The 23,517-nt window shown below is 68.5% G+C and carries 29 protein-coding genes; 7 read left to right on the top strand and 22 right to left on the bottom strand.

The window, feature by feature from the left end; genetic code table 11:
• Window positions 1–25: 25 nt before the first annotated feature.
• From HPO96_RS04525 to HPO96_RS04550, 6 genes are all read right to left on the bottom strand, one after another.
• The gene (locus HPO96_RS04525; protein WP_238354695.1) at window positions 26–871 is read right to left on the bottom strand and encodes a hypothetical protein; all 846 of its coding nucleotides are present in this window, start codon (window positions 869–871) and stop codon (window positions 26–28) included.
• Window positions 864–1,592: a CDP-alcohol phosphatidyltransferase family protein gene (locus HPO96_RS04530; protein ID WP_171671226.1), complete on the bottom strand. Its 729-nt coding sequence runs from the start codon at window positions 1,590–1,592 to the stop codon at window positions 864–866. Before HPO96_RS04530 ends, HPO96_RS04525 begins: the two co-directional genes overlap by 8 nt.
• A gap of 179 nt (window positions 1,593–1,771) precedes the next feature.
• Window positions 1,772–2,206, bottom strand: coding sequence for a nitroreductase family deazaflavin-dependent oxidoreductase (locus HPO96_RS04535; RefSeq protein ID WP_171671228.1), 435 nt, complete (start codon window positions 2,204–2,206; stop codon window positions 1,772–1,774).
• A 49-nt stretch (window positions 2,207–2,255) separates the two neighbouring features.
• Window positions 2,256–2,657, bottom strand: coding sequence for a hypothetical protein (locus HPO96_RS04540; RefSeq protein WP_171671229.1), 402 nt, complete (start codon window positions 2,655–2,657; stop codon window positions 2,256–2,258).
• A gap of 28 nt (window positions 2,658–2,685) precedes the next feature.
• Complete coding sequence (locus HPO96_RS04545) at window positions 2,686–3,780, bottom strand: PP2C family protein-serine/threonine phosphatase (RefSeq protein ID WP_171671231.1); 1,095 nt, start codon at window positions 3,778–3,780, stop codon at window positions 2,686–2,688.
• A 63-nt stretch (window positions 3,781–3,843) separates the two neighbouring features.
• On the bottom strand, window positions 3,844–4,668 hold the full coding sequence (locus HPO96_RS04550; protein WP_171671232.1) for an Fpg/Nei family DNA glycosylase: 825 nt from the start codon (window positions 4,666–4,668) through the stop codon (window positions 3,844–3,846).
• 10 nt (window positions 4,669–4,678) lie between these two features.
• Here HPO96_RS04550 and HPO96_RS04555 point away from each other — a divergent pair, with 10 nt between their 5' ends.
• Window positions 4,679–4,879, top strand: a complete 201-nt coding sequence (locus HPO96_RS04555) for a hypothetical protein (RefSeq protein WP_171671234.1) — start codon at window positions 4,679–4,681, stop codon at window positions 4,877–4,879.
• Here the strand turns inward: HPO96_RS04555 and HPO96_RS04560 are convergent.
• The 3 genes from HPO96_RS04560 to HPO96_RS04570 form a co-directional block, all read right to left on the bottom strand.
• Window positions 4,843–5,310, bottom strand: coding sequence for a ribose-5-phosphate isomerase (locus tag HPO96_RS04560; RefSeq protein ID WP_171671235.1), 468 nt, complete (start codon window positions 5,308–5,310; stop codon window positions 4,843–4,845). The two genes, HPO96_RS04555 and HPO96_RS04560, sit on opposite strands and share 37 nt — an antisense overlap.
• Before the next feature lie 10 nt (window positions 5,311–5,320).
• Window positions 5,321–6,361 (bottom strand): SH3 domain-containing protein, encoded by a 1,041-nt coding sequence (locus tag HPO96_RS04565; RefSeq protein ID WP_171671237.1) that lies wholly within the window; start codon window positions 6,359–6,361, stop codon window positions 5,321–5,323.
• Between the two features lie 115 nt (window positions 6,362–6,476).
• Complete coding sequence (locus HPO96_RS04570; protein ID WP_171671239.1) at window positions 6,477–7,073, bottom strand: mycothiol-dependent nitroreductase Rv2466c family protein; 597 nt, start codon at window positions 7,071–7,073, stop codon at window positions 6,477–6,479.
• A gap of 109 nt (window positions 7,074–7,182) precedes the next feature.
• Here HPO96_RS04570 and pepN point away from each other — a divergent pair, with 109 nt between their 5' ends.
• Window positions 7,183–9,753 (top strand): aminopeptidase N, encoded by a 2,571-nt coding sequence (pepN, locus tag HPO96_RS04575; RefSeq protein WP_171671241.1) that lies wholly within the window; start codon window positions 7,183–7,185, stop codon window positions 9,751–9,753.
• Between the two features lie 49 nt (window positions 9,754–9,802).
• A complete protein-coding gene (locus HPO96_RS04580) occupies window positions 9,803–10,333 on the top strand; it encodes a hypothetical protein (protein WP_171671242.1) in 531 nt (176 codons plus the stop codon).
• On the opposite strand, the gene HPO96_RS04585 is transcribed toward HPO96_RS04580, so the two are convergent.
• Window positions 10,330–11,454 (bottom strand): serine hydrolase domain-containing protein, encoded by a 1,125-nt coding sequence (locus HPO96_RS04585; protein ID WP_171671244.1) that lies wholly within the window; start codon window positions 11,452–11,454, stop codon window positions 10,330–10,332. The two genes, HPO96_RS04580 and HPO96_RS04585, sit on opposite strands and share 4 nt — an antisense overlap.
• 247 nt (window positions 11,455–11,701) lie before the next feature.
• On the opposite strand from HPO96_RS04585, the gene HPO96_RS04590 reads away from it, so the two are divergent.
• Window positions 11,702–12,310, top strand: coding sequence for a hypothetical protein (locus HPO96_RS04590; protein WP_171671246.1), 609 nt, complete (start codon window positions 11,702–11,704; stop codon window positions 12,308–12,310).
• On the opposite strand, the gene HPO96_RS04595 is transcribed toward HPO96_RS04590, so the two are convergent.
• The 6 genes from HPO96_RS04595 to HPO96_RS04620 form a co-directional block, all read right to left on the bottom strand.
• Complete coding sequence (locus HPO96_RS04595; RefSeq protein WP_171671248.1) at window positions 12,292–12,867, bottom strand: GNAT family N-acetyltransferase; 576 nt, start codon at window positions 12,865–12,867, stop codon at window positions 12,292–12,294. The genes HPO96_RS04590 and HPO96_RS04595 overlap by 19 nt on opposite strands.
• Complete coding sequence (locus HPO96_RS04600) at window positions 12,864–13,262, bottom strand: DUF5130 family protein (RefSeq protein ID WP_171671250.1); 399 nt, start codon at window positions 13,260–13,262, stop codon at window positions 12,864–12,866. The genes HPO96_RS04595 and HPO96_RS04600 overlap by 4 nt, the downstream gene beginning before the upstream one ends.
• Window positions 13,249–13,530, bottom strand: coding sequence for an aa3-type cytochrome oxidase subunit CtaJ (gene ctaJ, locus HPO96_RS04605; RefSeq protein ID WP_171671252.1), 282 nt, complete (start codon window positions 13,528–13,530; stop codon window positions 13,249–13,251). Before ctaJ ends, HPO96_RS04600 begins: the two co-directional genes overlap by 14 nt.
• A gap of 101 nt (window positions 13,531–13,631) precedes the next feature.
• The gene (locus tag HPO96_RS04610) at window positions 13,632–14,258 is read right to left on the bottom strand and encodes a lytic polysaccharide monooxygenase auxiliary activity family 9 protein (protein WP_171671253.1); all 627 of its coding nucleotides are present in this window, start codon (window positions 14,256–14,258) and stop codon (window positions 13,632–13,634) included.
• Between the two features lie 142 nt (window positions 14,259–14,400).
• On the bottom strand, window positions 14,401–16,518 hold the full coding sequence (gene malQ / locus HPO96_RS04615) for a 4-alpha-glucanotransferase (RefSeq protein ID WP_171671255.1): 2,118 nt from the start codon (window positions 16,516–16,518) through the stop codon (window positions 14,401–14,403).
• 50 nt (window positions 16,519–16,568) lie between these two features.
• Window positions 16,569–17,576: a hypothetical protein gene (locus HPO96_RS04620; protein ID WP_171671256.1), complete on the bottom strand. Its 1,008-nt coding sequence runs from the start codon at window positions 17,574–17,576 to the stop codon at window positions 16,569–16,571.
• Between the two features lie 102 nt (window positions 17,577–17,678).
• On the opposite strand from HPO96_RS04620, the gene HPO96_RS04625 reads away from it, so the two are divergent.
• Window positions 17,679–18,401, top strand: a complete 723-nt coding sequence (locus tag HPO96_RS04625) for a mechanosensitive ion channel family protein (RefSeq protein ID WP_238354696.1) — start codon at window positions 17,679–17,681, stop codon at window positions 18,399–18,401.
• 54 nt (window positions 18,402–18,455) lie between these two features.
• On the opposite strand, the gene HPO96_RS04630 is transcribed toward HPO96_RS04625, so the two are convergent.
• From HPO96_RS04630 to HPO96_RS04645, 4 genes are read right to left on the bottom strand one after another with little or no spacing between them, the layout of a single operon-like run.
• Window positions 18,456–18,884, bottom strand: coding sequence for an OsmC family protein (locus HPO96_RS04630; protein WP_171671260.1), 429 nt, complete (start codon window positions 18,882–18,884; stop codon window positions 18,456–18,458).
• 22 nt (window positions 18,885–18,906) lie between these two features.
• The gene (locus tag HPO96_RS04635) at window positions 18,907–19,326 is read right to left on the bottom strand and encodes a globin (RefSeq protein ID WP_171671262.1); all 420 of its coding nucleotides are present in this window, start codon (window positions 19,324–19,326) and stop codon (window positions 18,907–18,909) included.
• A gap of 15 nt (window positions 19,327–19,341) precedes the next feature.
• Entirely contained in the window at window positions 19,342–19,758 is a 417-nt protein-coding gene (locus HPO96_RS04640) for an acyl-CoA thioesterase (protein ID WP_171671263.1), read from the bottom strand.
• On the bottom strand, window positions 19,755–20,180 hold the full coding sequence (locus HPO96_RS04645; protein WP_337796507.1) for an acyl-CoA thioesterase: 426 nt from the start codon (window positions 20,178–20,180) through the stop codon (window positions 19,755–19,757). The genes HPO96_RS04640 and HPO96_RS04645 overlap by 4 nt, the downstream gene beginning before the upstream one ends.
• A gap of 92 nt (window positions 20,181–20,272) precedes the next feature.
• Here HPO96_RS04645 and HPO96_RS04650 point away from each other — a divergent pair, with 92 nt between their 5' ends.
• Both HPO96_RS04650 and HPO96_RS04655 read left to right on the top strand, forming a co-directional pair.
• A complete protein-coding gene (locus tag HPO96_RS04650) occupies window positions 20,273–21,028 on the top strand; it encodes an SDR family oxidoreductase (RefSeq protein ID WP_171671265.1) in 756 nt (251 codons plus the stop codon).
• A gap of 10 nt (window positions 21,029–21,038) precedes the next feature.
• Window positions 21,039–21,494: a MaoC family dehydratase gene (locus HPO96_RS04655; RefSeq protein WP_171671267.1), complete on the top strand. Its 456-nt coding sequence runs from the start codon at window positions 21,039–21,041 to the stop codon at window positions 21,492–21,494.
• On the opposite strand, the gene HPO96_RS04660 is transcribed toward HPO96_RS04655, so the two are convergent.
• On the bottom strand, window positions 21,491–22,375 hold the full coding sequence (locus tag HPO96_RS04660; protein WP_171671268.1) for a GNAT family N-acetyltransferase: 885 nt from the start codon (window positions 22,373–22,375) through the stop codon (window positions 21,491–21,493). The genes HPO96_RS04655 and HPO96_RS04660 overlap by 4 nt on opposite strands.
• Before the next feature lie 100 nt (window positions 22,376–22,475).
• Window positions 22,476–23,375 carry a GNAT family N-acetyltransferase gene (locus HPO96_RS04665; RefSeq protein ID WP_202885487.1) on the bottom strand — a complete coding sequence of 300 codons (900 nt, stop codon included), beginning with the start codon at window positions 23,373–23,375 and terminating at the stop codon, window positions 22,476–22,478.
• Window positions 23,376–23,517: the final 142 nt, after the last annotated feature.

Below are 23,517 nucleotides of genomic sequence, written 5' to 3' on the forward strand. Positions count from 1 at the left end.
TCGACATCCCGCAAAGTGACCTGAGTCACACCTTGACGGACTCGAACCGGACCAGGACCAGCGACCCCGCCGCCGACAGCAGGAAGCCAAGCACAGCCAGCGGCCACCAGCCCGCGCGGACGGCGTCGTCCAGCACGAAAACCCCGACGGCGGCCGGTGTGATCGTCTGCAGCGCGATCATCGGAGTCGTCGCCAGAGTGACCGAGCCCCGCTGCAGCGCGAGCGAGTACAGGATGAAGGCGAGCGCGCCGCTGAGCGGCAGCGTGTACGACGAGGGGCTGCTCAGAAGCGCACCGATCGAGCTGTCGTCGAGCAACCGGGCCGAGATGGCCACACCGGCGTAGCCGAGCCCGGCCAGCAGCCCCAGGATCGCTGTGGAGGCACCCCCTGGCGAGCGGCTGGCGACACCGCCCAGAACGGCGATGGCGACCAGACCGACAGCAATGCCGACAGTCAGCGCGTGGTGCGGCGCATTCGCACCCGCATGCCCCGCTGCGACCGCCAGCAGCCCCAGACCGACGCAGACCGCAATGACTGCCGACCACTCCAGCAGACTGAGCTGGTCGGACATCAACCGGGTAGCGAGCAGTGCGGTGACCACCAGGCTGACCGCGATCCCCGCCTGGGCCAGATAGAGCGGCAGCAACCGCAGCGCGACGAAGTGCAGCACGAAGCCGGCCAACTGCAGCGCAAGCGCACCCAGGAAGGCGGGCTGGCGCAGCAGCGCGACAACGAAGCTGAAGAACCGCCGCGGGTTCAGCTCCGACTCTGTGGGCACCTTGCGGGAGCCGACGGCCTGCAGGATCGCAGCGATTCCGAACAGCACCGCGGCAGCGAGCGCCGCACTCAGGCCGAGGAACAAGTCAGGCAACCTTGCGCCGCGGCACCCAGAACGTCAGATACAGACTGAGCGCCCCGTAGTACACGAGATAGGCCAGTGAGATCGCCACCACCAGCGGGTGCGGATTCGGCATCTGGGCCAGCAGGACGGCGTACGACGCCAGCCAGACCGCCGTGGTCAGCAGGTTCAGCGGGCGGAAGGCCTTTGTCCGCGACGGGTAGACGTACTTGACCGGGACGAAGACCAGCACCGAGCAGATGAGCAGGATGACGCCGGTCGTCGCCGGGCTGAGGCCCAGAATCACGACGTAGAAGGCGACGACGTTCCAGTAGCTCGGGAAGCCCAGGAAGAAGTGGTCGTCGGTTTTGGCGTCGGTGCGACAGAACTGGTAGCTGGAGGCCAGCAACGGCAGCGCGGCCAGCACGGCACCCCACGCGCCGGACGGCAGGTAGTTGCCCGACCAGAGCAGCACGATCGGAGCGAACGCGTAGGTCAGGTAGTCGACGATGTTGTCGAGCATCGCGCCGTCGAACCACGGGATGGTCTCCTTGACCCGCAGCTTGCGGGCGAGCATCCCGTCGGTCCCGTCGATGACCAGGGCCGCGAGGCCGAGCCACAGGGCGCGGACGGCGTCGCCGTCGATGGCGGCGATGACGATCAGCAGCGCGAGCACGGTTCCGCTCGCGGTATAGGCGTGCAGCGCCAGTCCGGCCAGACGCAACCGCGTCGACCCGACGAACGGCTCCCGCACCGCGTCGTGTGTGGTCAGGGCGTACTCCCAGAACTCGGACGACGCAGCGCGCCGGGCCGAGTCGACTCAACCCGGCCGCCGCCAGCGTCTCACAGTGCAGGTCCCGTGTTCGTCACCGGCTGTTCACACACGCCGCGTCGGCGCGCGGACCCGTCGCGGGCCCGCGCCCGGCACGGACCTCAGGAAGCAGGCTCGAGCAGGAAGAACGGCATCTTCCGCGTCGTCTTGGTCTTGTACTCCTCGTAGGGCGGGTACGCGGCGACGGCCAGCTCCCACCACTCGTCGTACTCCGCGCCGTCGATCTCCCGCGCCACCAGCTCGAAGGTCTGGTCGCCGTCCTGGACGGTCACGTTCGGGTCGGCCTTGAGGTTGTAGTACCAGACCGGGTTCTTCGGCGCGCCGCCGAGGGACGCCACCGCGCAGTACACGCCGTCGCGCTCGACCCGCATCACCGGGGTCTTGCGGATCTTGCCGGACTTCGCGCCGCGCATCGTCAGCACGACGATCTTCAGGCCCATCACGTCGGCGACGTCGGTGGTGCCGGCCTCGAGGATCTGGTCCACATGGCCACGCGCGAAGTCGGAGGTACTCGGGACGTATTCGTCGGTTGTCATGTCATCCATCGTAATAGTGACGCATCACCATCACCACCTCAGCCAGATGTCAAGGTGCACACGACTGCAGCTGGGTGGCGGTCGCGATGGTGGCTTCGATCCAGCGGCGGCGGAGGAAGTGGGCCTTGAGGAGGCGGTGGACGCCGTCCAGGACGACCAGGCGGCCGCGGTAGGCGACCAGGTTGATCGGGCGCTCGAGGTCGGCGTCCATCACGCGCTGGTAGTGCGCGCGGAAGTTCATCGGGGTCTCGGCGACCTGGTTCGGCGTCACCTTGAACCGCTCGCTGTCGAGCTCCCACAGCGGCAGCTCGAACATCCAGAGCAGGTCAGCGACCTCGACCGGCTCGACCTTCAGGTCCAGCGCCCACAGCTTCTCCAGCTGCCAGTGGTGCGGCGGGAAGACCTCGCGGATCTCGGCCGGCATGATCGCGACCAGCTCATCGAACGTCACGACGCAGCAGGCTACAGCGGACCTGCGGTCACCCGTGCCCGAGCCGGTGCACGATGACAATCGCGGAGTCGTCCCCCGGCCCGCCGGCGGCCTTCACCAGGACGTCGGCGCCGCCCTCGAAGCCCTGTCCCACCAGGCGTTCCGCATGCCCAGCGAGCCGATCGGTACCGCGGCCGATGTCGCGCAGCGGCGTCTCGACCATGCCGTCGCTGTAGAGGAACAGCGCGTCCCCCGGCTTCAGTACGCCGTGGTTGGGCTCGAACTCCGGCGCCTCCATCAGGCCGAGCAGCGGCCCGTCCGCATCACGTGTCTGCCATCGCCCGGACCAGGCGTCGAACTGGATCGCCGGCGGGTGGCCAGCAGTACGGACTGCGAAGTCACCGGTCCGCAGGTCGATGGCCAGATGGACGACGGTCGCGAAGTCGTCCTCCCAGTCCTGGCGACGCAGGTAGCGGTTCGCCGACGGCAGGAACTCCTCTACCGGCACGACGCCCAGCAGCCCACCGAACGCGCCGGACAACAGCAGTGCGCGCGTCCCTGCGTCGACTCCCTTGCCGGAGACATCGACCAGCGCGACTTCGAGCATGTGGTCGCGCGTCGTCGACACCACGAAGTCCCCGGAGAACTTCGAGCGTCCGGCCGAGCGGATTGCCACCTCGGCCCGCCAGCTACCCGGCAACGGCGGCAGCTCCCCCTGCGCGGTCAGCGTGTCTCGCAGCTCCATCAGCATCGACTCACCACGCGTACCGGGCACACCGAGCTGGTTGCGCACCTTTGCACCCGCAATGACGATCCAGCCGACCACACCGAGCACCAGCACGAAGCCTGTCGTCGGAGTGGGCTGGTCACGCGACACCAGGACGAATGACGCGATCATCAACGTCAGCAGCGTCAGAACGACCAGCTGCCGGAAGCCGAGCACCAAACCGCCGAGCAGCAGTGGAATGACCAGCGCGGACGCCGGGACGTGCATAGGCCAACTAGCACTCGCAGCAGCGACAACCAGCGAGCATGACAGCAACGCGAAGAAGGCCAGCGGATGGATGCGGCGGGCGCGTCTGACCAGCGCGACGACCCGGCGGCCGACCCGATGCACCAACGCGCGACCGCCGCTCCTGATCATGGTGTGAAGAAGATAACGGCACTCCATGGTCCGCGCACCAGAAAACTTGATAACTGTTCAGATTTACTTGCGGGTGAGCCCGGTGCGCTGACACTTGGGGCACCAGAAAAGGTTGCGCCCGGCCAGGATCTCGGTCCGCACCACCGACTGACAGACGTAGCAGCGCTGCCCCTGCCGGCGGTAGACGTACACCTCGCCGCCGTGGTCGTCCTGGCGCGGATCGCGGCCCATCGCCTCCGGGGTGTGGTCGTCGGCAACAGTGTCGATGCGGCCGGTCTCGACGCCGTACTTCATCAACTCGAGCAGGTCGTCCCACATTCCTTGCCACTCGCGCTTCTTGACCAGGTGGCCGCGGGTCATCGGGTGCAGCTTGGCCCGGAACAGCACCTCGGCGCGGTAGACGTTGCCCACGCCACTCAACACGTCCTGGTTCATCAGCAGCTGCCCGATCGGCAGTTTGCTGCGGTGGATCCGCTTCCAGGCCAGCTCCGGATCGGCGTCGTCGCGCAGTGGGTCCGGACCGAGCCGGGAGATGAGCGTCTCGCGCTCGTCGTCGGTGATGACCTCACACACGGTCGCACCGCGCAGATCGGCGTACGCCGAGTCGTTCTGCAGCCGCAGCCGGACCGCACCGACCGGCTCCGGGATCGGAGCGACGCCGAACGTGACCTTGCCGATCAGACCGAGGTGGATGTGCAGCCAGCCCGCGCCTTCGAAGTCGGCGAGGAAGTGCTTGCCGTGGGCCTCGGTCAGCCGCAGGACGTGCCCGTCGAGCAGGGCGGCGCCCTCGATGAAGCGGGCCTGCGGACTGGACGCCCGGACCGGTCGGCCGCCGAACGCGTCCCAGACGTCGTTCGCCAGCCGGTGCAGCGTGTGTCCTTCAGGCATGATTCCTCTTATGGCGATTGCAGGTGGCACTCCGGCCAAGGGCCGGTCCGGTCCGGCCACACCGGCGGTGGTCGGCGTCAGCCGGTCGATGCGGGCCCGCGACGTCTCCCAGCCTCGTGAGCCGGGCAGACGCCGCGGAGTGATCCCACCAGAGACGGCCGGCCCGAAGAAAGGTCAGGAGACCGGCGGCAGCTCGCCCGTCGACTCGTAGGCGGTCAGCATGTCGATCCGGCGGGTGTGCCGCTCCTCGCCGGAGTAGTCGGTGGCCAGGAACGTCTCCACGAACCCGGTCGCCTCCTCGGTCGAGTGCATCCGCGCACCGACGCTGACGACGTTCGCGTTGTTGTGCTCGCGCCCCAGCTTCGCGGTGTCGGTGCTCCAGGCCAGTACGGCCCGCACGCCCTTCACCTTGTTCGCAGCGATCTGCTCGCCGTTGCCGGAGCCGCCGATCACGACGCCGAGGCTGCCCGGGTCACCGGCCACGCCCTCTCCGGCGCGCAGGCAGAACGGCGGGTAGTCGTCGACCGCGTCGTACACGGCAGGGCCGTGGTCGACGACGTCGTGTCCCGCGGCGGTCAGGTGCTGGACCAGGTGGTTCTTGAGCTCGAAGCCGGCGTGGTCGGAGCCGATGTGCACTCGCATGGAGTGCAATCTACTGATACACCGGAACGCCAGGCAGCTTGGGTGCACCCGACCCGACGTACACAGTGGTCACATAGCCGCCGTACTTGGGCAGATACGCCCACCAGTCACTGGATCGCGGCGGCGCGTCGATGAACTCGCCCTGACGCTGCCCGCTGACCAGAACCTCGACACCGGCCGGCAGCTGGCCGAGTATCCCGCAGGACGTGTTCGGCGCCGTCCGCACCCGCACTCCCACCCCAGTGGTGGTCAGCCAGCTCCCCGTCGTCCGCACCGCACCCGGTACGTCGAGCGACCGCGTCAGCCGGGTGACATCGGTGTAGGCCTTTCCGTACTGCGTGCCGCGCGGATGCAGCGTGTAGACGGACACGATGCAGCGGTCGTTCTTCCCGACGGTCCCGGTCGTGTGCAGCGCATCGTTGACCAGATCGACCGCACAGTCCAGCGGCTTGGCCCGGTCGGAGCCGAAGCCACTGGACCCGAGGAAGCCGGACCAGCCCTGCTTGATGCTGAAATCAGGGTCGAAGACCGAGGCGATCCCGAAGTACTGGTCGAAGCCGTCCGTCCCGTAGCGGGTCGGTTCGTGCAGCAGCTCCATCACGAACTCGCGCACCGGGCGCGCAGCGTGGTCGAGGATGTAGCGGTAGATCCGGACCGTGTCCGCCGCGGTGATCGCCACATAGCCCCAGAAACCCGGATGAGTGGGCGGCGGGCCCGCAGTGTGCGTCAGGCCGAGCCGCCGCACCATCCGGTCGACGATCGCGGCGCCGCCCCGGTCGTCCCAGTAGTAGCTCGCCGCATCGTCGTCACTGCTGCGCAGCATCACCTCGAGCCGGCTCCGGTCCGCGGGGTCGACGTCGTACGCCGGACCGCGGTCCCAGAGCAGGTCGAGGACGATCAGCAGTTTCACCACCGACGCGGAGCGAAACCGATGATCGGCGTCGCTCTGTTGCACGAACCGGCCGGTGTGCCGGTCGAACACGGCGAAACCGGCGGTCACGCCGGCGGGGACGACTCCGAGCTCGGACTGCCGCTCGTCACGTAACGTCATGTGACACCTACTCACCACTTGAAGAATTCCCGTTGGTGAGCAACCTTCACCGTCCCGGGGTGTTCAGTTCAAGCCTTGAACTCTGGACCGAATGCTGCTGGTCAGAGCGTGCACGTCAGTCGAAACTCGGCCGCCGGTCCCGGCTGCGCTTGAGCTCGAAGAAGCCGTCGGTGGCGGCCACCAGGCGGACGCCGTCCCAGAGTTTGCCTGCCGCCTCACCCCGCGGGATCGGCGTCACTACCGGACCGAAGAAGGCCGAGCCCTCGACCGAGATGATCGGCGTGCCGACCTCCATGCCGACCTGGTCGAGACCGGCGAAATGCGACTTCCGCAGGGCGTCGTCGTACCGATCGGTGTCCGCGGCCTCGATCAGCGACGCCGGCAGCCCGGCCTCGGCGAGCGCCTCGGGCAGCAGGTTCTCGTACTGGGTGCCGCGGCGCTCGTTGTGGATGCGGTTGCCGAGCGCGGTGTAGAGCGGCAGCAGGACCTCGTTGCCGTGCGCCTGCTCGGCGGCGGTCAGCACCCGGGTGATGCCGAGTTTGCGGTGCCAGTTGGCGTCGTGCTCGTCACGCTCCTCGTTCAGCACGGCGAGGCTCATCACATGCCAGGTCGTCTGCACGTCCCGGACCTGCTCGACCTCGAGCATCCAGCGGGACGTCATCCAGGCCCAGGGGCAGGCCGGGTCGAACCAGAAATCAGCGGAGGCAGTCATGTACATAATCATACAAACTTGAAGAACCAGATACCGGGTTGGTATCCATCGGCGGATGTCGCGGGGAAACCGTCGGCCACTGCGCGGAACAGGTGCATAGGATGCCGATATGCCTGGAACCAACCTCACGCGCGACGAGGCGCGTACCCGTGCCGGCGTGGTCAGCGATGTCAGCTACGCGATCGAGCTCGACCTGACCAACGCCCCCGGCGGAGCGCCGACCTTCCCGTCCGTGACCACGATCACCTTCACCGCGACGGACGGCGCGAGCACGTTCGCCGACCTGATCGCGGACCAGGTCCGCGAGGTGACGCTGAACGGCCGCTCCCTGGCGCCGGACGCGGTGTACGACGGCGCCCGGATCCAGCTCGACGGGCTGGCCGAGCGCAACGAGCTGCGCGTGGTCGCCGACTGTCTGTACTCGCGCACCGGCGAAGGGCTGCACCGCTCGGTCGACCCGGCCGACAAGGAGACCTACCTCTACACCCAGTTCGAGGTGCCGGACGCCCGCCGCGTCTTCGCGACCTTCGAGCAGCCGAACCTGAAGGCGCCATTCACCTTCACCGTCTCCGCGCCGGCCCGCTGGGTCGTCATCTCGAACTCCCCCACGCCCGAGCCGACGCCGTACGCCGGTCCGAGCGGTGAGGAGCTGGCCCGCTGGGAGTTCCCGCCGACAGAGCGGATGTCGACGTACATCACCGCTGTGGTGGCCGGTCCGTACCACGTGGTCACCGACTGCTACGAAGGCCCGCACGGCACGTACCCGCTGTCGCTGCTGTGCCGCCCGTCGCTCAAGGAGGCCCTCGACACCGAGGACCTGTTCGAGGTGACCAAGCAGGGCTTCGCGCTGTTCGAGCGGGCCTTCGGCACGCCGTACCCGTTCCACAAGTACGACCAGGCCTTCGTGCCGGAGTACAACATGGGCGCGATGGAGAACGCCGGCTGCGTCACCCTGCGGGACGAGTACATCTTCCGCAGCCGCACCACACACGCGGAGCTGGAGAGCCGCGCCAACACCGTTCTGCACGAGCTGGCGCACATGTGGTTCGGCGACCTGGTCACGATGACCTGGTGGGACGACCTCTGGCTGAACGAGTCGTTCGCCGAGTGGGCGTCGCACTGGGCGCAGGCCACCGCCACCACGAAGTACGCCGGCGCCTGGACCACGTTCTGCAACGCCCGGAAGAACTGGGCCTACCGGCAGGACCAGCTGCCCTCGACGCACCCGATCGCGGCCGACATGGTCGACTTCCACGCCGTCGAGGTGAACTTCGACGGCATCACCTACGCCAAGGGCGCGTCCACGCTGCGGCAACTGGTGGCGTTCGTCGGTGAGGACACCTTCATCACCGCACTGAAGGAGTACTTCGCCGACCACGCGTTCGGCAACACCGAGCTGACCGACCTGCTGAAGCCGCTGGAGAAGGCGTCCGGCCGGGACCTCGACGACTGGACCGAGCGCTGGCTGCGCACGGCCGGTGTGAACACGCTGCGCGCCGACTTCGCCGTCGACGACGCCGGTGCGTTCACGTCGTTCGCCATCGAGCAGACTGCGATCGAGACCTACCCGACGCTGCGTCCGCACCGGCTGGCCGTCGGCCTGTACCGGCGCACCGACGAGGGGCTGGTCCGCACCGAGCGGTTCGAGGTGGACATCGACGGCGCCCGCACCGACCTGCCGGAGCTGGTCGGCGCGACGCAGCCCGATCTGGTCCTGCTGAACGACGACGACCTCACCTACGCCAAGATCCGGCTGGACGAGCGCTCCCGGGCGACTCTGGTCGAGTCGATCGACCAGCTGACCGAGTCACTGCCGCGGGCGCTGGCCTGGGGCGCTGCCTGGGACATGACCCGCGACGCCGAGATGCCGGCCAGCCAGTACGTCGGCATCGTGCTGCGCGGCATCCGGGCCGAGACCGACCTGACTGGCGTCCGCTCCCTGCTCGGCCAGGCCACCAGCGCCATCAACCTGTACGCCGCCCCGGCGAACCGGCCCGCCCTGCGGGCACAGTTCGAGGTGGCGCTGGCGAGCTTGCTGGCGGAGGCCGAAGCCGGTAGCGACCACCAGCTCGCGTTTGCGCGCGCCTACACCAGTGCAGTGTTCTCGGACGCCGGTGCGGACCGGCTGGCCGCCTGGCTCGATGGCCGCGACCTGCCGACCGGCCTGGTCGTCGACACCGACCTGCGCTGGACTCTGATCGTCGCTCTGGCCCGGCTGGGCCGCGTCGGCGCCGACGAGATCGACGACGAGCTGACCCGGGACACCACGATCACCGGTCAGGAGCGGGCCGCGCAGGCCCGCGCCGCGCGGCCGACGGCCGAGGCGAAGGAGGAGGCCTGGCGGATCGCCGTCGAGTCGGACGACACTCCGAACGAGACGCAGTACCGGACCATCCTCGGCTTCCAGCAGCCCGGCCAGGAAGAGTTGCTGCGTCCGTACGTCGGCAAGTACCTGAGCGCGGCCAAGGACGTCTACACCCGGCTCGGCTCGTCCATGGGCGAGAACGTGCTGGTCTACCTGTCCCCGCGCAACCTGGCCGAGCAGTCCGCGCTGGACGCGCTCACCGACTGGCTGGCCGCCGAGTCGGCGACGGTCGACGCGCCGACCCGGCGCTACGTCAGCGAGGCGCAGGACGACCTGACGCGCGCGATCGCCGCGCAGGTCCGCGACGCGAGCTGATCGGACCGGAACAAGACAGTCCGCACCCGGCCGGGGTAGAACAGAGGGGATGCCTGCCTCTGACCCCGCCCTGGCCGGTGCGGCCGCTGTTGCGCTGACCGGACTTGCCGAGGCGTACCGCCCACGCCCGATCACTCCCCTGCTCCCCTGGCGAGACCCGCACCGCCTGGTAAAGCCGTACATCATCACCGCCCGCGGACGGCAATGGGACGACCACATGGTCGCCCTCGCCCGCACCACAGCGAGCCGCCAACTCGACTTCGACGACGCCATGGGCGCCGTCGGCCTGGCCGTCGTCGTACTGCACCTGGGAGACGACGGGATCTACCTGGTCGTCCAGAGCTGGTCCAAGGACTTCCAGTCCCGACTCAGCCTCTTCAGCGGCCACGACGTCGACGACCTACGCCCAGCCCCACTCGGCGCCGCACCCTGCGTCTGGGAGCTGGAGGTGCTCAGCCACGAACGCGCCGCCTACGTCGAGCACATCCTCAGCAACAGCGTCGACGTAGACGCCTGGCTGGAAGACGCACTCGACACCCGCCCCCAACCAAAACTCGACGGCATCCCATCCGGCGTCTAGCGGCAGAGCTGGTCGTCTATGAGCTTGCTGGCGGCCTTTTCTTGGGCGGCTACGGCTTCTGGGGAGTCGAATAGTTGTGAGGACATGGAGAGTACGACACTGCGTTTGCCGTCTGCGGTGACTGCGGTGCGGGTTCGGAAGCCGATCTGGTCGCCGCTGGGCATCCAGATCGTGCCGCCGCACGGGAGCGAGCGGGAGAACACGCCGAGGCCGTAACGCGCGTCGGGCCATAGCTCTGCGCTGGTACCGCTGACTGGCACGGTGGCCTTTAGTTCGCGCAGCTGGGCTGGCTTGAGCAGTTTGCCGTCGAAGATGGATCGGACGATTCGGTCCAGGTCCTTGAGGGTGGAGATGTAGCCGCCGGACGCGTCGGCGTCGATCAGCTCGGTGGTGTCGGTGTACACGCCGGGAGTGAAGCGCGTGTACGAGTGGGCGTGTGGGCCGGCGATGCGGGGGTTCGTGCGCGGGAAGTAGGTGTCCCGCAGGCGCAGCGGCCGGACGATCCGTCGGTCGACCTCTTCGTGCCAGGTGCGGCCGGTGGCGGCTTTGATGACCAGACCGACCAGGTCGTAGCCGGTGTTGGAGTAGTCGAAGCGGTCACCGGGCTGGGATTCCGGCGGGTGGCTCAGACCGGCCTTCACGATCTCCTCTTCGGTGTGGACGCGGTAGCGACGTTCGTAGTACTCCTCTGCGCTCTCGATGCTGGGGAAGTTGCCGTCGTAGATGCCGGCCGTGTGCTGGAGCAACTGGCGGATGGTGATCTTGTGGCCGTTGTAGCCGTCGCCCTGGACCAGACCGGGCAGGTACTTCTCGACCGGGTCCTCCAGCCGCAGACGACGCTCCGCCACCAACTGGAGCACCACTGTCCCAACCAGAACCTTGTTCGTGCTGCCGATCCGAAAGCGACCGTCCGGTCGCGGTGCGTGCCCGCCGAGCACCGAAACGCCGCTGACAGCGGTGCGCGAGCCGTGCGGCGTCGTCGACCGTGCCAGCACGCCGGTCACGCCAGTAGCGGTAATCGCGTCGGCGTCCTTCTGCAGCGTGGACCGGCCAGCCTGGGCACTCAGTGGGGCAGCCAGTGCGGCCAGCGTCAGTACGGCGGCGAAAAGCTGTTTTCTCATACACCGACGCTCTCAGCGCGTTCTGGTCGCCACCATCGCCTCCAGACCCGGACAGTGGTAGCGCGAACGCGACCTGTAGGGATCAAACGATTGCTGGTCGGCACAGCGTGAGGAAGTGTATGCAGACCGCGATTCCCTTGTGCAGAAGGAGATTCTCGCCACCTGAGCGGGGCTCACTTCTGCGGCACTTCCGTCTAGGCTGCAGGCTGAGGAGAAGTACAAGGGAGTCCGGGGAGGGGCCCTTGCCGTGACATCACATCGCCGTAAGCGAAAACCGCAACGGTCGCGCAGCGCGATCGGAGCCGCCGTCGTGGCCGCCGCCGCGATGACGGCCGCGTTCGCCTTCATCCTGACCAGAGGGGCGCCGGCAGCTCCGGACAACTCGGCGCTGGGCGTCGCACCGGAGGACACTCCGACCACCTCGGCGACGCCGAGCGCGCATCCGAGCGTCGCGACGAAGGCCGATCGGAAGCCACCGGCCAGCCGCTCCGCCGGGAAGCCGACAACCACCTCGGCCGCGCCGGTGAACACCGGTCCGGAGTCGCCCGGATTCAAGGCCGGGCAGTGGATCGTCGTCCTGGAGAAGTACACGGCCGACGGCGGGCTGGATGCGGGCCGGCTCGCGAAGGACACCGCGACGAAGATCAACCGCTCCGGAGTCCCTGCCAAAGCGATGCTGGTGAACGGGCAGTACCCGGGTTTCGCGAACAGCAGCGGCGAGCCGGTCCTGAACACGTGGGTCGTCTACCTGGGGCCAGGACCGTCGTCCGCGGAGATGCTCAACTTCTGCGCGGCGCCCAGGACGCAGCGGGCCTACAGGAGCCCGGCGTGCCCGACCTACGAGCCGGCCGGCTGATCCGTCGCCAGCCGGGCATGCAGGTGTGAGTCGTGCCGCTCACCGGTCGGCTCGACGTAGTAGTCCCGCATCGTGCCCTCCAGTTGGAAACCGGCACGCAGTGCGACGCGGCACGAGCCTTCGTTGACCAGCGCGTGATCAAGTGAGATGCGGTGCAGGTTGAGACCGTCGGGTGCGAAGGCCCAACGAGCCGCGGCGTCCAGCGCGCGGGAGGCGATCGCCCGGCCGCGCGCTACCGGGTTGACCCAGTACGCCGCGACCGCCTGGTCCGGGACTCGGCGCACGTCGCGTAGTGCGACGTTGCCGAGGACGTAGTCGGTCGCGCGGTCCGCGATCGCGAAGATCGCGTTTCCCTGCGCCCAGGCGTTCAGACGCGGCTGCAGCCAGCGGCTGGCACGCTGGGCCGCGGGGGTGCGGATCACCGCTGTCCCCGCGGTCCAGCGCAGTACTTCCCGGTCCCGCAGCGCCTCCGCTACCGCGTCCTCGTCGGACGCAACGAACGGACGCAGTACGACGTCGCCCAGCTCGATGCGGTGCGGCTGCAGGGCCGGGGTCACTGCTTGTGGGGCTCGTTGGCGTGCAGCAACGGTGCCTGGTGCGCATTCGCGCCAAGCTGCTGCACACCGGTCACCAGACCGCCGGTGAGGTCACCGGTGGCGAAAGACGTCTGCATCGTCAGCGCAGCCAGACCGGCCGCGGTGTCCGACAGCTGGCGCTTCGCCTCGGCGCCAGTGACGATCTCGAGCCGGCGGCCCGCCGGGTCGACGTACACCAGGACGGTGTGGTCCGGATCGTCCAGCTCGTTCAGCAGCTCCTGAGCGAACGGACGGGTCTCGGAGTCCGCACCGCCGACGTACACCGAAAAGTGCAGGCCGGACGCCACCTCGGCGTTGCGGACCGCGCGCTCGATGTCGAAGAGCTGATCGGGCGTGAACGCGTCACCAACTGGCACTTGCGCCTCCGGTGGTACGGGCGACGCCGGCGCCGGCAGCCGCGGGGGCGCTGGAAGCGCCGGGCAGCTCGGGCAGGCTCGCCGGGTCGGGCTTGGTCGCGACCGGTCCGTTGATCCAGACCGGCGGCGCCCACCAGGACAGGCCCGGCCGGTACCGCGGCCCGCTCGCGATCGACGACGCGAACACCAGCAGCGTCACCACCGCGATCACGAGGACAGGAATGCCGACGAACACCCACAAGGTGTGGCCGGCCAACTGAGGAGTCACAGCCGCAGCCTAGTACTCCGGCGCCGCCGCGCAGCGCCCAGGGCCCGGCGCACACCTTGAAATGAGGGCGGTCATTTCAAGGAGCGCCGAGCCCAGAAGGATCAGAACTGCACGTCCGAGCACTGATAGAACGCGTTGACCGTGTCGTGGATCGTCCACACGGCCAGAATCATGTGCCGGCCGGACTTGCCGCCCGGAAGCGTGGCCCGGTGACTGAAGTCGTTCGGCGGCCGCTGCCCGTTGTACGGCACGGTCGAGAAGGGCGTCAGCTCGAGCGAACTCCGGCGCAGCGGAGCATTCTGATCCCAGCCGTTCTTGGTGATGTAGTACTTGAAGTCGGTCGTGGCATGCGGAGCGGTCAGCCACCACCTGAACGTGTAGGTGGCACCGGAGCTCAGCCTGTTCGTGTCGGCGATAGGCCAGGCCGCGTTGGCCGGGGCCGGCGTCCGGACACCATCCAGCTGCCCGAACTGACCGAGGCCGCCCGAGCAGAGCCTGCCGTCGGCGGGGCCGCCGCTGGGGAAGCCCTTCGGGCCCTCGACGCTCTGCGGCTCCCACTGGATCGGGCCACAGTCCTTGACCACGCCGCTCTGGCAGTTCTTCGCCCGGCTGACCGGGAAATTGGTGTAGCCGTGGCCGTAGGCCAGGGGGGCGGTGAACAGGGTGCTGGTGAGGGCCAGGGCGCCGACGGCGACACCGGCCATGGTGATCTTGCGGGAACGCAGCATGCGGAAACTCCTTCAACTGTGGGGGCGGTGACAGTGAAGGAAGGCGCCTTCGTATTGAGCAATAGAAAACAAGCTTTCAAATCTATTGTCAACAGCGGGTGAGCGGAAAATGACGGAAAGCTAGGATCGTTTGTCGCGACGACTAGATCGTTAATGCGCCGATCAGCCGGCGCAGGCGCAAATTGTTCGGCAGGTCCTCGATCAGGACGGGTTCACCGTCCGGGCCGCCGAGCGGGACGCGCCAGTTCGGGTACTCGTCGGTGGTGCCGGGCTGGTTCTGCGTACGGCGTTCGCCGACGGCGTCCGTCAGCGCGACGCCAACCAGCTTGGCCGGGGTGTGCGCGACGTACTGATGCAGGGCCTCGACGATGCGCTCGACGTCGCCGTCGAGGTAGCTGAGCAGGTGCCGCTCGCGCAGCGCGTCCAGCCACGCGTCCCGATCGGCCTCGTCGACGGCGAGCTCCTCTGCTACCGGACGGGTCAGCAGACCGAGGCGGTTGCGCAGCTCGACGTGGTCACCCGCGAGGTAACCAGCCGTCGGTGGCAGGTCGTGTGTGGTGACTGTGGCGAGGCAGAGCTCCCGCCAGCGCTCCGGCGCCAGCGGCTTGCCGTCCGCATCCCGCTCGAACCACAGCACCGACGTACCGAGGACGCCGCGTTCGGTCAGGTAGTCACGCACCCATGGCTCGACAGTGCCGAGATCCTCGCCCACGACGGTCACCCCAGCGCGGGTGGCTTCCAGAACCAGGATGCCGATCAGGGCCTCGTGGTCGTAGCGGACATACGTACCCTCGGTCGGCCGGTCCGGTGAGGTGACCCACCAGAGCCGGAACATGCCGAGGATGTGGTCCATCCGCAGTCCGCCGCCATGGCGCATGACAGCGCGCACCAGATCCCGCCAGGCGGCGTACCCGGTCTCGGCCAAGGCGTTCGGCCGCCACGGCGGCTGCGACCAGTCCTGGCCCTGCTGGTTGAAAGCGTCCGGCGGTGCACCTACGTGGATGCCGGACGCCAGCACGTGCTGCAGCGCCCACGCGTCTGCGCCATCCGGGTGTACGCCGACCGCGAGGTCGTGAACGATCCCCAGCGACATACCGGCTGCCTTCGCGCGCGCCTGGGTGCGGCCGAGCTGCTCGTCCAGCTGCCACTGCAGCCAGCAGTGGAACTCGACGGCGTCCGGGTTGTCGTTCCGGAATGCGACGACCGCCGGACTGGTCGGCTCCTGCAGCTCCTCGGGCCACTTGCTCCACTCCGGCCCGTGGACGTCGGCCAGCGCCGCCCAGGTCGCGAAGTCGATCAGCCCCTGGCTCTCGCGATCGCAGTACGCGCCGTACTCAGCGATGCGGCCGATCGAGGGCCGGACACCGAACAGCAACTGCAGCGCCTCACGCTTGGTCGCCCAGACGGTGTCGCGGTCCAGCGCGTTCGAGTCCTCGCTCAGCGCTCGGGCCTGCAGACTCAGCGTGCGGACGCGATCCCGCTCGGCCGGTGCGAGGTCGCCGTACTCGTCGATGTCCTCGATCCGCAGGTAGATCGGGTTTCCGAACCGGCGGGAGGCCGGTAGGTACGGCGACGGCTCCATCCGGCCGGCCAGCTCCGCCGCATGCAGCGGGTTGATCAGCACGAACCCGGCGCCCAGATCGTTCGCGGACCACGCTGCGAGGTCGGCCAGGTCATGCAGGTCGCCGATCCCCCACGAGCGCCGCGAACGGACGGAGTACAGCTGGAGCACCCACCCCCACGTCCGCTGCAGCTTCTCCGGCTCCAGCTTGGCCGGGGTGACGATGAGTGTGCTGACCGAGATCTCCGGGTTGGTACCGATGCGAGCGCACAGCCGGTGGTAGCCGAGCGGCAGATCGCCAGGCAGCTGGAAGGTCGCTTCACCGACCTGTACGCCGTCGACCCACTCCGGCTCGACCCAGTGGTCCTGCTGCGGGATGTCCCGGCGCTGACCGCCGTCCTCGAGATCCACCCACACCTCGGCCGCAGAACCGTGCGGCAGATGGACGGCGAACCACGGCGTCCATCCGGCCCGCGTCACCAAGGTCGGCGGCAGCGTCCGCCGCCAGCGCGCCTCCTGGTGCTCGGCAAGGGCCAGCGCGGCCTTCTCCGGCGTCGACGCGTCAACACCGAGTGCGGCGAGCACTGCTGAGACGACCTCGGTCGAGACGATCACATGCTCGCCTTGCCAGTTCCAGTACTCCGTCGCCACACCATGGGCAACCGCTAGCTCGACAAGGGCCGGAGTGGGAGCAGTCACCTCAGCGAGTCTGCCGTATTCCGGCCCTTGGCGGGTAACGCAGCGCCGTGTCAGCTAGCCACCCGTCGCCGACTCAGCAGCAAGACAGCGAACAGCAGCGCCACACTGGCCACCACCAGCCCGATCGCCACACCTGCGACGTTGTCGGTGAGCTGGTAGAGCGCAGTCGGCCAGATGACCAGCAGAATCGAGCAACCGACCACGGCGTACGCCGAAGCGCGCCGCAACCCGTAGGCGACCAGCAGCGCCGCTGGGCCCGCCGTACCGACCGCCAGCGCCATGATCTCGCCGCGCTCCTGGATCAGCCAGCAGATCGACGAGCTGAACATGGCGGCCCCAGCCAGCGACCACGCGGTCACCTGGTCCCGGACCAGGCCGAGCATCGCCAGCACGAACGCAACCAGGATGAACCCGGTCCCGGCGATCCCGGCGCTGTTCGCCCCGGAACCGTCCGACGGCGTCAGCACATCCGAGGTGAGCACCAGAACCCCCACGGCCAGGATGCCGAACGTTGCCACCAGCAACGACGAGCCGGCCAGCCGCCAGAGCCCCACCACGGCCAGCGCGAGCGCCAGCCCGACGCCGACGATCCGGCCGGTCTCCCCCTCGATGGCGACGTACGCCGCGAAGCCGGCCACACAGCAGCCGAGTGACGCCAGCGCCGACGCGAGCGTCTCCCGGCGCTTCAGGAGCGCCAGGACGACCGCAGAGCCGAGCAGGGCGACCGCTGCGCTCGTGCCGGTACTGATCCGGGCCGCACGGCCCATCTCGCCCCAGTTGGCCAGCGTGAGTAGCGCCACAGCGCCGAGCAGCAGCGCACCGCCGATGTAGCCGAGCACCTCGACCAACGCGTTCGTGTGCGTCGCAGCCGGCGGCGTCCGCGGTTTCACCGGCGGTGCGGGCGGCGGCGCCGGGGGCTCCGGCCGCTTCCGGCTCTGGTCCGCCAGGGCGGCGGTCACTTCGGCGTCGGCTGCCTCGCGCAGCGCGTCGGCCTGGTACTGGCGCAGCACGCCCGCGCTCACGAGCCTGAGCAGCTCGTCGTCCAGCCGGCTGGCCATGCGTCCGTCTCCCTTGTCACTCTTCGGGCCCCGTGATCCTCGACGCGGAGCTCGCTATCATCGGGCGGCGAGATGCCTATTCTGACCAGTTACCTTGTGTCCATGATCGGTCACCCCCTGCTTTCCCTGCCGGAGGCGTTCCCAACCTTCTTCCGGATGGGTAACGACGGCAAGCTGGAAGTGACCGACAACATCGTGATGGTCCCGGCCCGGATCGCCGGTCTGATCATCGGTTTCTTCGTGCTGCGCTGGGTGCTGCACAAGGTGATCCGGCGGTTCGCCCGCAAGACCGGGAACGGCGCCGTGGCCGGCGTGCTGGCCAAATCGCGCCTCGGTCAGGACTTCGTCGAGAACACCCTGGCCACCGAGCGCCGGGCCCAGCGCGCCGAGACGATCGGCTCCCTGCTCTGCAGCGCGGTGACGATCATCCTGACCGCCGTCCTGGTGGTGATGGTGCTGGCCGAGCTCGGCTTCAACATCCTCCCGGTGATCGCCTCCGCCAGCATCATCGGCGTCGCCCTCGGCTTCGGCGCGCAGACCCTGGTCAAGGACTTCCTGGCCGGCGTCTTCATGATCTTCGAGGACCAGTACGGCGTCGGCGACCTGATCGATATGGAGAAGGCGACCGGCACCGTGGTCGCCGTCGGCCTGCGGATCACCACGCTGCGCGGTGAGGACGGCACCACCTGGTACGTCCGCAACGGCGAGGTGCTCCGGGTCGGAAACCTGACCACCCGCGACCCGGCGAGCAGCGGCTCGTCCGGCGTCGGCAGCGGCACCGAGAAGGCCGAAGAGACGCAGGAGCCCGCTGCCCCGGCGGAGTGAACACAGCGGCGCCCCGGTCGCGGTGACCGGGGCGCCGTCGTACGTCGGGGTGGTTCAGGCGGTGAAGGTGACATCCAGCGTGATGGTGGTGCCGGCCAGCGCCTGCGAGACCGGGCAGTTCTTCTTCGCGCCCTCGGCGAACTCCGCGAACTGGTCGGCGGTCAGGCCCGGGACCTTGCCGTTGACCGACAGCTTGATCCCGGTGATGCCCTCACCCGGCTGGAACGTGACGTCGGCCTGGGTGTCCAGCGCCTCCGGAGCGTTGCCGGCGCCGGTCAGCGCGTGCGACAGCGCCATCGAGAAGCAGGACGCGTGCGCGGCCGCGATCAGCTCTTCCGGGCTGGTCTTACCGTTCGCGTCGTTCGCGCGGGACGCCCAGGACACGTCGTAGGTGCCGACACCGGACGACTCCAGGCTGACCTGCCCGGCGCCCTCGATCAGCGAACCTTCCCAGTGCGCCTTGGCCGTACGAATGGTTGCCATGCTCGTGTTGTCTCCTTGAGACTCAGTGGCCGGACACGTCGATCGCGCCGGGGTACTGCGGTTCGTCGGTGTTCACCATGCTGTGGGCGGCCATCACCATGTACTTCCAGATCTCCTCGTCCCGCGCGGGCGACAGGGCGATCTCGTCCAGTGCGGCGCGCATGTGACCGAGCCAGCTGTCCCGGGCGCTCGGCGTCACCGGGAAGGGCGCGTGCCGCATCCGCAACCGGGGGTGTCCCCGCTGCTCGGAGTACGTGCGCGGACCACCCCAGTACTGCTCCAGGAACATCCGGAACCGCACCTCGGCCGGACCGAGGTCCTCCTCGGGGTACATGGCCCGCAACTCGGGGTCAGCGGCGACGCCGCGGTAGAACGCCGCCACCAGCCGGTGGAACGTCTCCGCACCGCCCACGGCGTCGTAGAAGCTCTGTGGCTCACTCATATCGAGACCAGTGTCTCAAGCCGCCCGAATATTCCGGAGCAGGGCTGCCCGTTCCGGCTCGAACAGCTCCCGCTTGGCGTGGGTTTCGCCGTCCACAGCCACGATCACGGACGTCGCGTTCGCGTACACGTCCGCACCGCCGGTACTCCGGTCGACGATCGAGGAGCCGATCGTGTACGACGTCCGCCCGACCGCCTCGATCCACACGTCGACGTCGTACGGCTGCGGCCGCAGGACGATCGGGCGCAGGTAGTCGAGCGTTTGGCTGACCAGGACGCAGGGGTAGTCGTCGAAGTACTGCCGGCTGCCGACGACGGTGCTCAGGAACGCGATCCGGGCTTCCTGGAGATAGTCGAAGTACCGGACGTTGTTGACATGCTCGTAGGAGTCGATGTCCGACCAGCGGACGGCGATCGGGTAGCTGAACGTCATGCGCCCACCAGCCCGTCCAGCACCGCGCGCTCGGCCGGAGTGATCCGGCGCAGGCGGTTCGCGTCGAAGTCGAACGGGACCAGCCGCGAGCGGGCCTGGACGTAGACGCGGCGCTCCGGCTCCAGGTCGACGATTTCGTAGTCGATCGTGAACGACGCGGCCTTGATCTCGCTGATCCACAGCTCGATCCGGACCGGCTCGGGCCGGTAGTGCAGCGGCGCCCGGTACTGGACCTCGTAGCGGGAGACCACCAGCCCGGTCTCGAGGGTGTCCACCCCGGCTTTCGACGCGGTCGCGAAGATGAACTCCACCCGGGCGTCCTGGAGGTAGTCGACGTACCGGCCGTTGTTCACGTGCCCGAGCGCGTCCATGTCACCCCACCGCAGCTGACACTCGTAGACATGCCGGTTGTGATGATCCACACCACGATCATTACATCCGGAGGACTACCGGTGTGACACAGCGTGGGTAGTGTCATCCCCGGCAGTCATAAACCGACGGGTAGGGAGCAGCGATGACCGAGCAGCGCGTGGCGATCGTGACCGGGGCAGCCCGGGGAATCGGCGCGGCTGTCGCGCTCCGGCTCGCCAAGGACGGGAACGCGGTCGCCGTCCTCGACCTGGACGAAGGCGCCTGCGCGGACACCGTCAAGGCGATCACCGAGGCGGGCGGCAAGGCCGTCGCCGTCGGCGCCGACGTCAGCAAGTCCGACCAGGTGGCCGCCGCGGTCGAGCGCGTCGTGGCCGAGCTCGGCGCGCCGACCATTCTGATCAACAACGCCGGAGTCCTCCGCGACAACCTGCTGTTCAAGATGTCCGAGGACGACTGGGACACGGTGATGTCCGTCCACCTCAAGGGCAGCTTCCTGATGTCGAAGGCCGTCCAGGCGCGCATGGTCGAGGCGGGTTACGGCCGGCTGGTCTTCCTGTCCTCCACCTCGGCGCTGGGTAACCGCGGCCAGGCGAACTACGCCTCCGCGAAGGCCGGCCTGCAGGGTCTGGCCAAGACGCTGGCGATCGAGCTGGGCAAGTTCGGCGTCACCGCGAACGCCATCGCCCCGGGCTTCATCGAGACCGACATGACGGCGGCCACCGCGGCCCGCGTCGGCGTCGACTTCGAGGAGTTCAAGAAGGCGACCGCCGCGTCGATCCCGGTCCAGCGCACCGGCACACCGGACGACATCGCCGCCGCGGCGTCGTTCTTCGCGAGCGAAGAGGCCGGCTTCGTCTCCGGCCAGGTCCTGTACGTCGCCGGCGGCCCGCGGAACTGAGGAGCGAACGATGGCGAAGTCCTTCACCGGCGTCGACGAGGTCGTGGCCGCCGTCGGCGCCACGCTGGGCGAGAGCGACTGGCTGGAGATCACCCAGGAGCAGGTGAACCAGTTCGCCGACGCGACCGGCGACCACCAGTGGATCCACGTGGACGTCGAGCGCGCCGCGGCCGGCCCGTACGGCGGCACGATCGCGCACGGCTACCTGACGCTGAGCCTGATCGCGCGCTTCGGCGACGAGCTGTTCTCGGTCTCCGGAGTCACCGCGAAACTCAACTACGGCGTCAACAAGGTCCGCTTCCCCACGCCGGTCCCGGTCGGATCCCGGGTCCGGGCGGGCGCTTCGATCGCGAACACGGCCGAGACCCCGGCCGGCGTCCAGGTCTCGCTGAACTGGGTGATCGAGCTGGAGGGCTCCACGAAACCGGCCTGTGTCGCGGAGACCGTCGTCCTGCTGGTTCGTTAGAGGTCGCAGACCAGGACGGAGTGCGTGGCGACGCGGTAGTAGCCGAGCCACTCGTTGACGGCGAGCATCGGGAGATTGCCGTCGTAGTTGGCGGTGTAGCAACTCTGCACGCCGGCTTCGGCGGCCCGGTGCAGCGCCGTGGCCTTGATCAGCTTGGCCAATCCGCGCCCCCGGAACTCCGGCATCGTGGCGGTCATCTTGGACCAGAGCCGTTCGCGGTCACCGAGCGCGAGGGTGAACCCGATGACCTCGTCGTCCAGGACCGCGGCCAGCCCGAGGTCGAGCACCACCGCGGGCGCGTGCCACACGCTCTGCAACCAGTCGTCGTACGGCTGGGAGGTGATCTTGGCGTCACCGGGTTTGGTGCGCTGGGCAACCTCGTTGGCGGCGTACAGCTTGCGCGGGGCAACTTCGTTCAACGGGATCAATTCGACACCGGTCGGTGCTCCGGGCCGATCCGGCGCCTTTCGCGGATCGATGCCCGCGTAGTGCACCTGCCGGGTCTGGCGGTAGCCCCAGCGGGCGGCCCACTCGGCCGCCGAGGGCTCGGCAAAGACCCGGGCAATAGTTGCGCCGGCGCGCCGAAACTCTTCGTGTACAGCTTCGAGCAACTGGGCTCCGATGCCGCGGCGACGGTAGTCGGGGCGGACGAGGATGCGGAACTCCCCCGCCAGCGGTTCGGATCCGGGAGTCAACGCTGTACTTGCCCAGGCCACCACTTCACCGTCGTCGACCGCGGCGTACGTCGCCTGCCCAGGCGCCGGCGGCGCGGCGAGCCGGCGGCTCAGATCGCCTGCTGTGACTACCAAATACGGAACTTGCGCGTCGTGGAACGCCAGCGCGGATTCCAGATCTCCTGCCTCGGCAGCCCTGATCTCCATAAGAACTCCTTCACCGAAGTTCTCGGAAGATAACCTGTGCCCCGGGCAAAACCGGAGAGATCGTCACGTTACAGGTCGATCTCAGCACACCCTGTAGTGGTCACAGACTGCGCAGCAGCACATACTCCGTTTGCACCCGGCGGTAGCCGAGCCAGTTGTTCACGGCAAGCATCGGCCCGTTCTCGTCGTCGTTCGACGTGTACGCCGATGTCACCCCGGCCGCCGCACAGCGACGCAGCGCAACCGACTTCACCAGCTTGGCAAGGCCTTGCCCGCGGTACGCCGGGATCGTGCCGGTCATCCCGGACCAGGCCCGATCGCCATCGGTCTCGACCGCGGTGAACGCCGCGACCCGATCACCGGCCATGGCCGCCACGCTGAGCGACTTGTCCAGCGCGGGGCCGTTCCAGACCTCGCCCAGCCAGTCGTCGTAGTCGACCGCGTCGATCGGCGAGTCACCCGGCTCGTCGAGGGACGCCGCGGTGTCGGCCTCGTACGCCTGGCGCGGGTCGAGCTGATCGACCGCGACCAGCGTGATGCCCTCGGGTGTCGGCGGCTGCTCGGGCAGCACGCCGGTCTCGACACCGGCAAAGTGCATCTGCCTGGTGCCGTCATAACCTCGGTTGCGCGCGAACTCGAGACCGTCGGCCTGGGCGAAGATCCGGATCCGCGTGGCGCCGACCTCGGTCAAATGCTGATGCAGACGTTCGGACAGGCTGCTGCCGATGCCCTGGTTCCGGGCGTCGTGGTGCACGTAGATCGAGATGTTGCCCTGGCCGGGCTCGCTGGTCCAGGTGTTCAGCCCACCCGAGCCCCAGGCGACCAGCTCGCCGTCCTGTTCGGCCACCAGGGCGCGAAAACGCTCCGCCGGCGACGAGACCGTGATCATGTGCCGGGTAGCCGCCGGCGAGAGAACCTTGTACCCGTAGACGGTCCGGCGCAGTGCCGCGACCCGCTCCGCGTCATCGGCCGTCACTGGCCGGATCTGCACCCCTGTCATGCCCGGACCCTAGCCATACCGGGCGCGCCTCGCCACGGATTAACGAACGCAACGTGATCGCAACCGGTGTGCGCGGACTGTGATTCGGTCGTGGGACTCTGGGGCATTAGAGTGATCCGGTGCTGTAGGACTGACGCCCCGA

It is taken from the genome of Kribbella sandramycini (assembly GCF_013131805.1).
In the GTDB taxonomy this organism is placed as follows: domain Bacteria; phylum Actinomycetota; class Actinomycetes; order Propionibacteriales; family Kribbellaceae; genus Kribbella; species Kribbella sandramycini.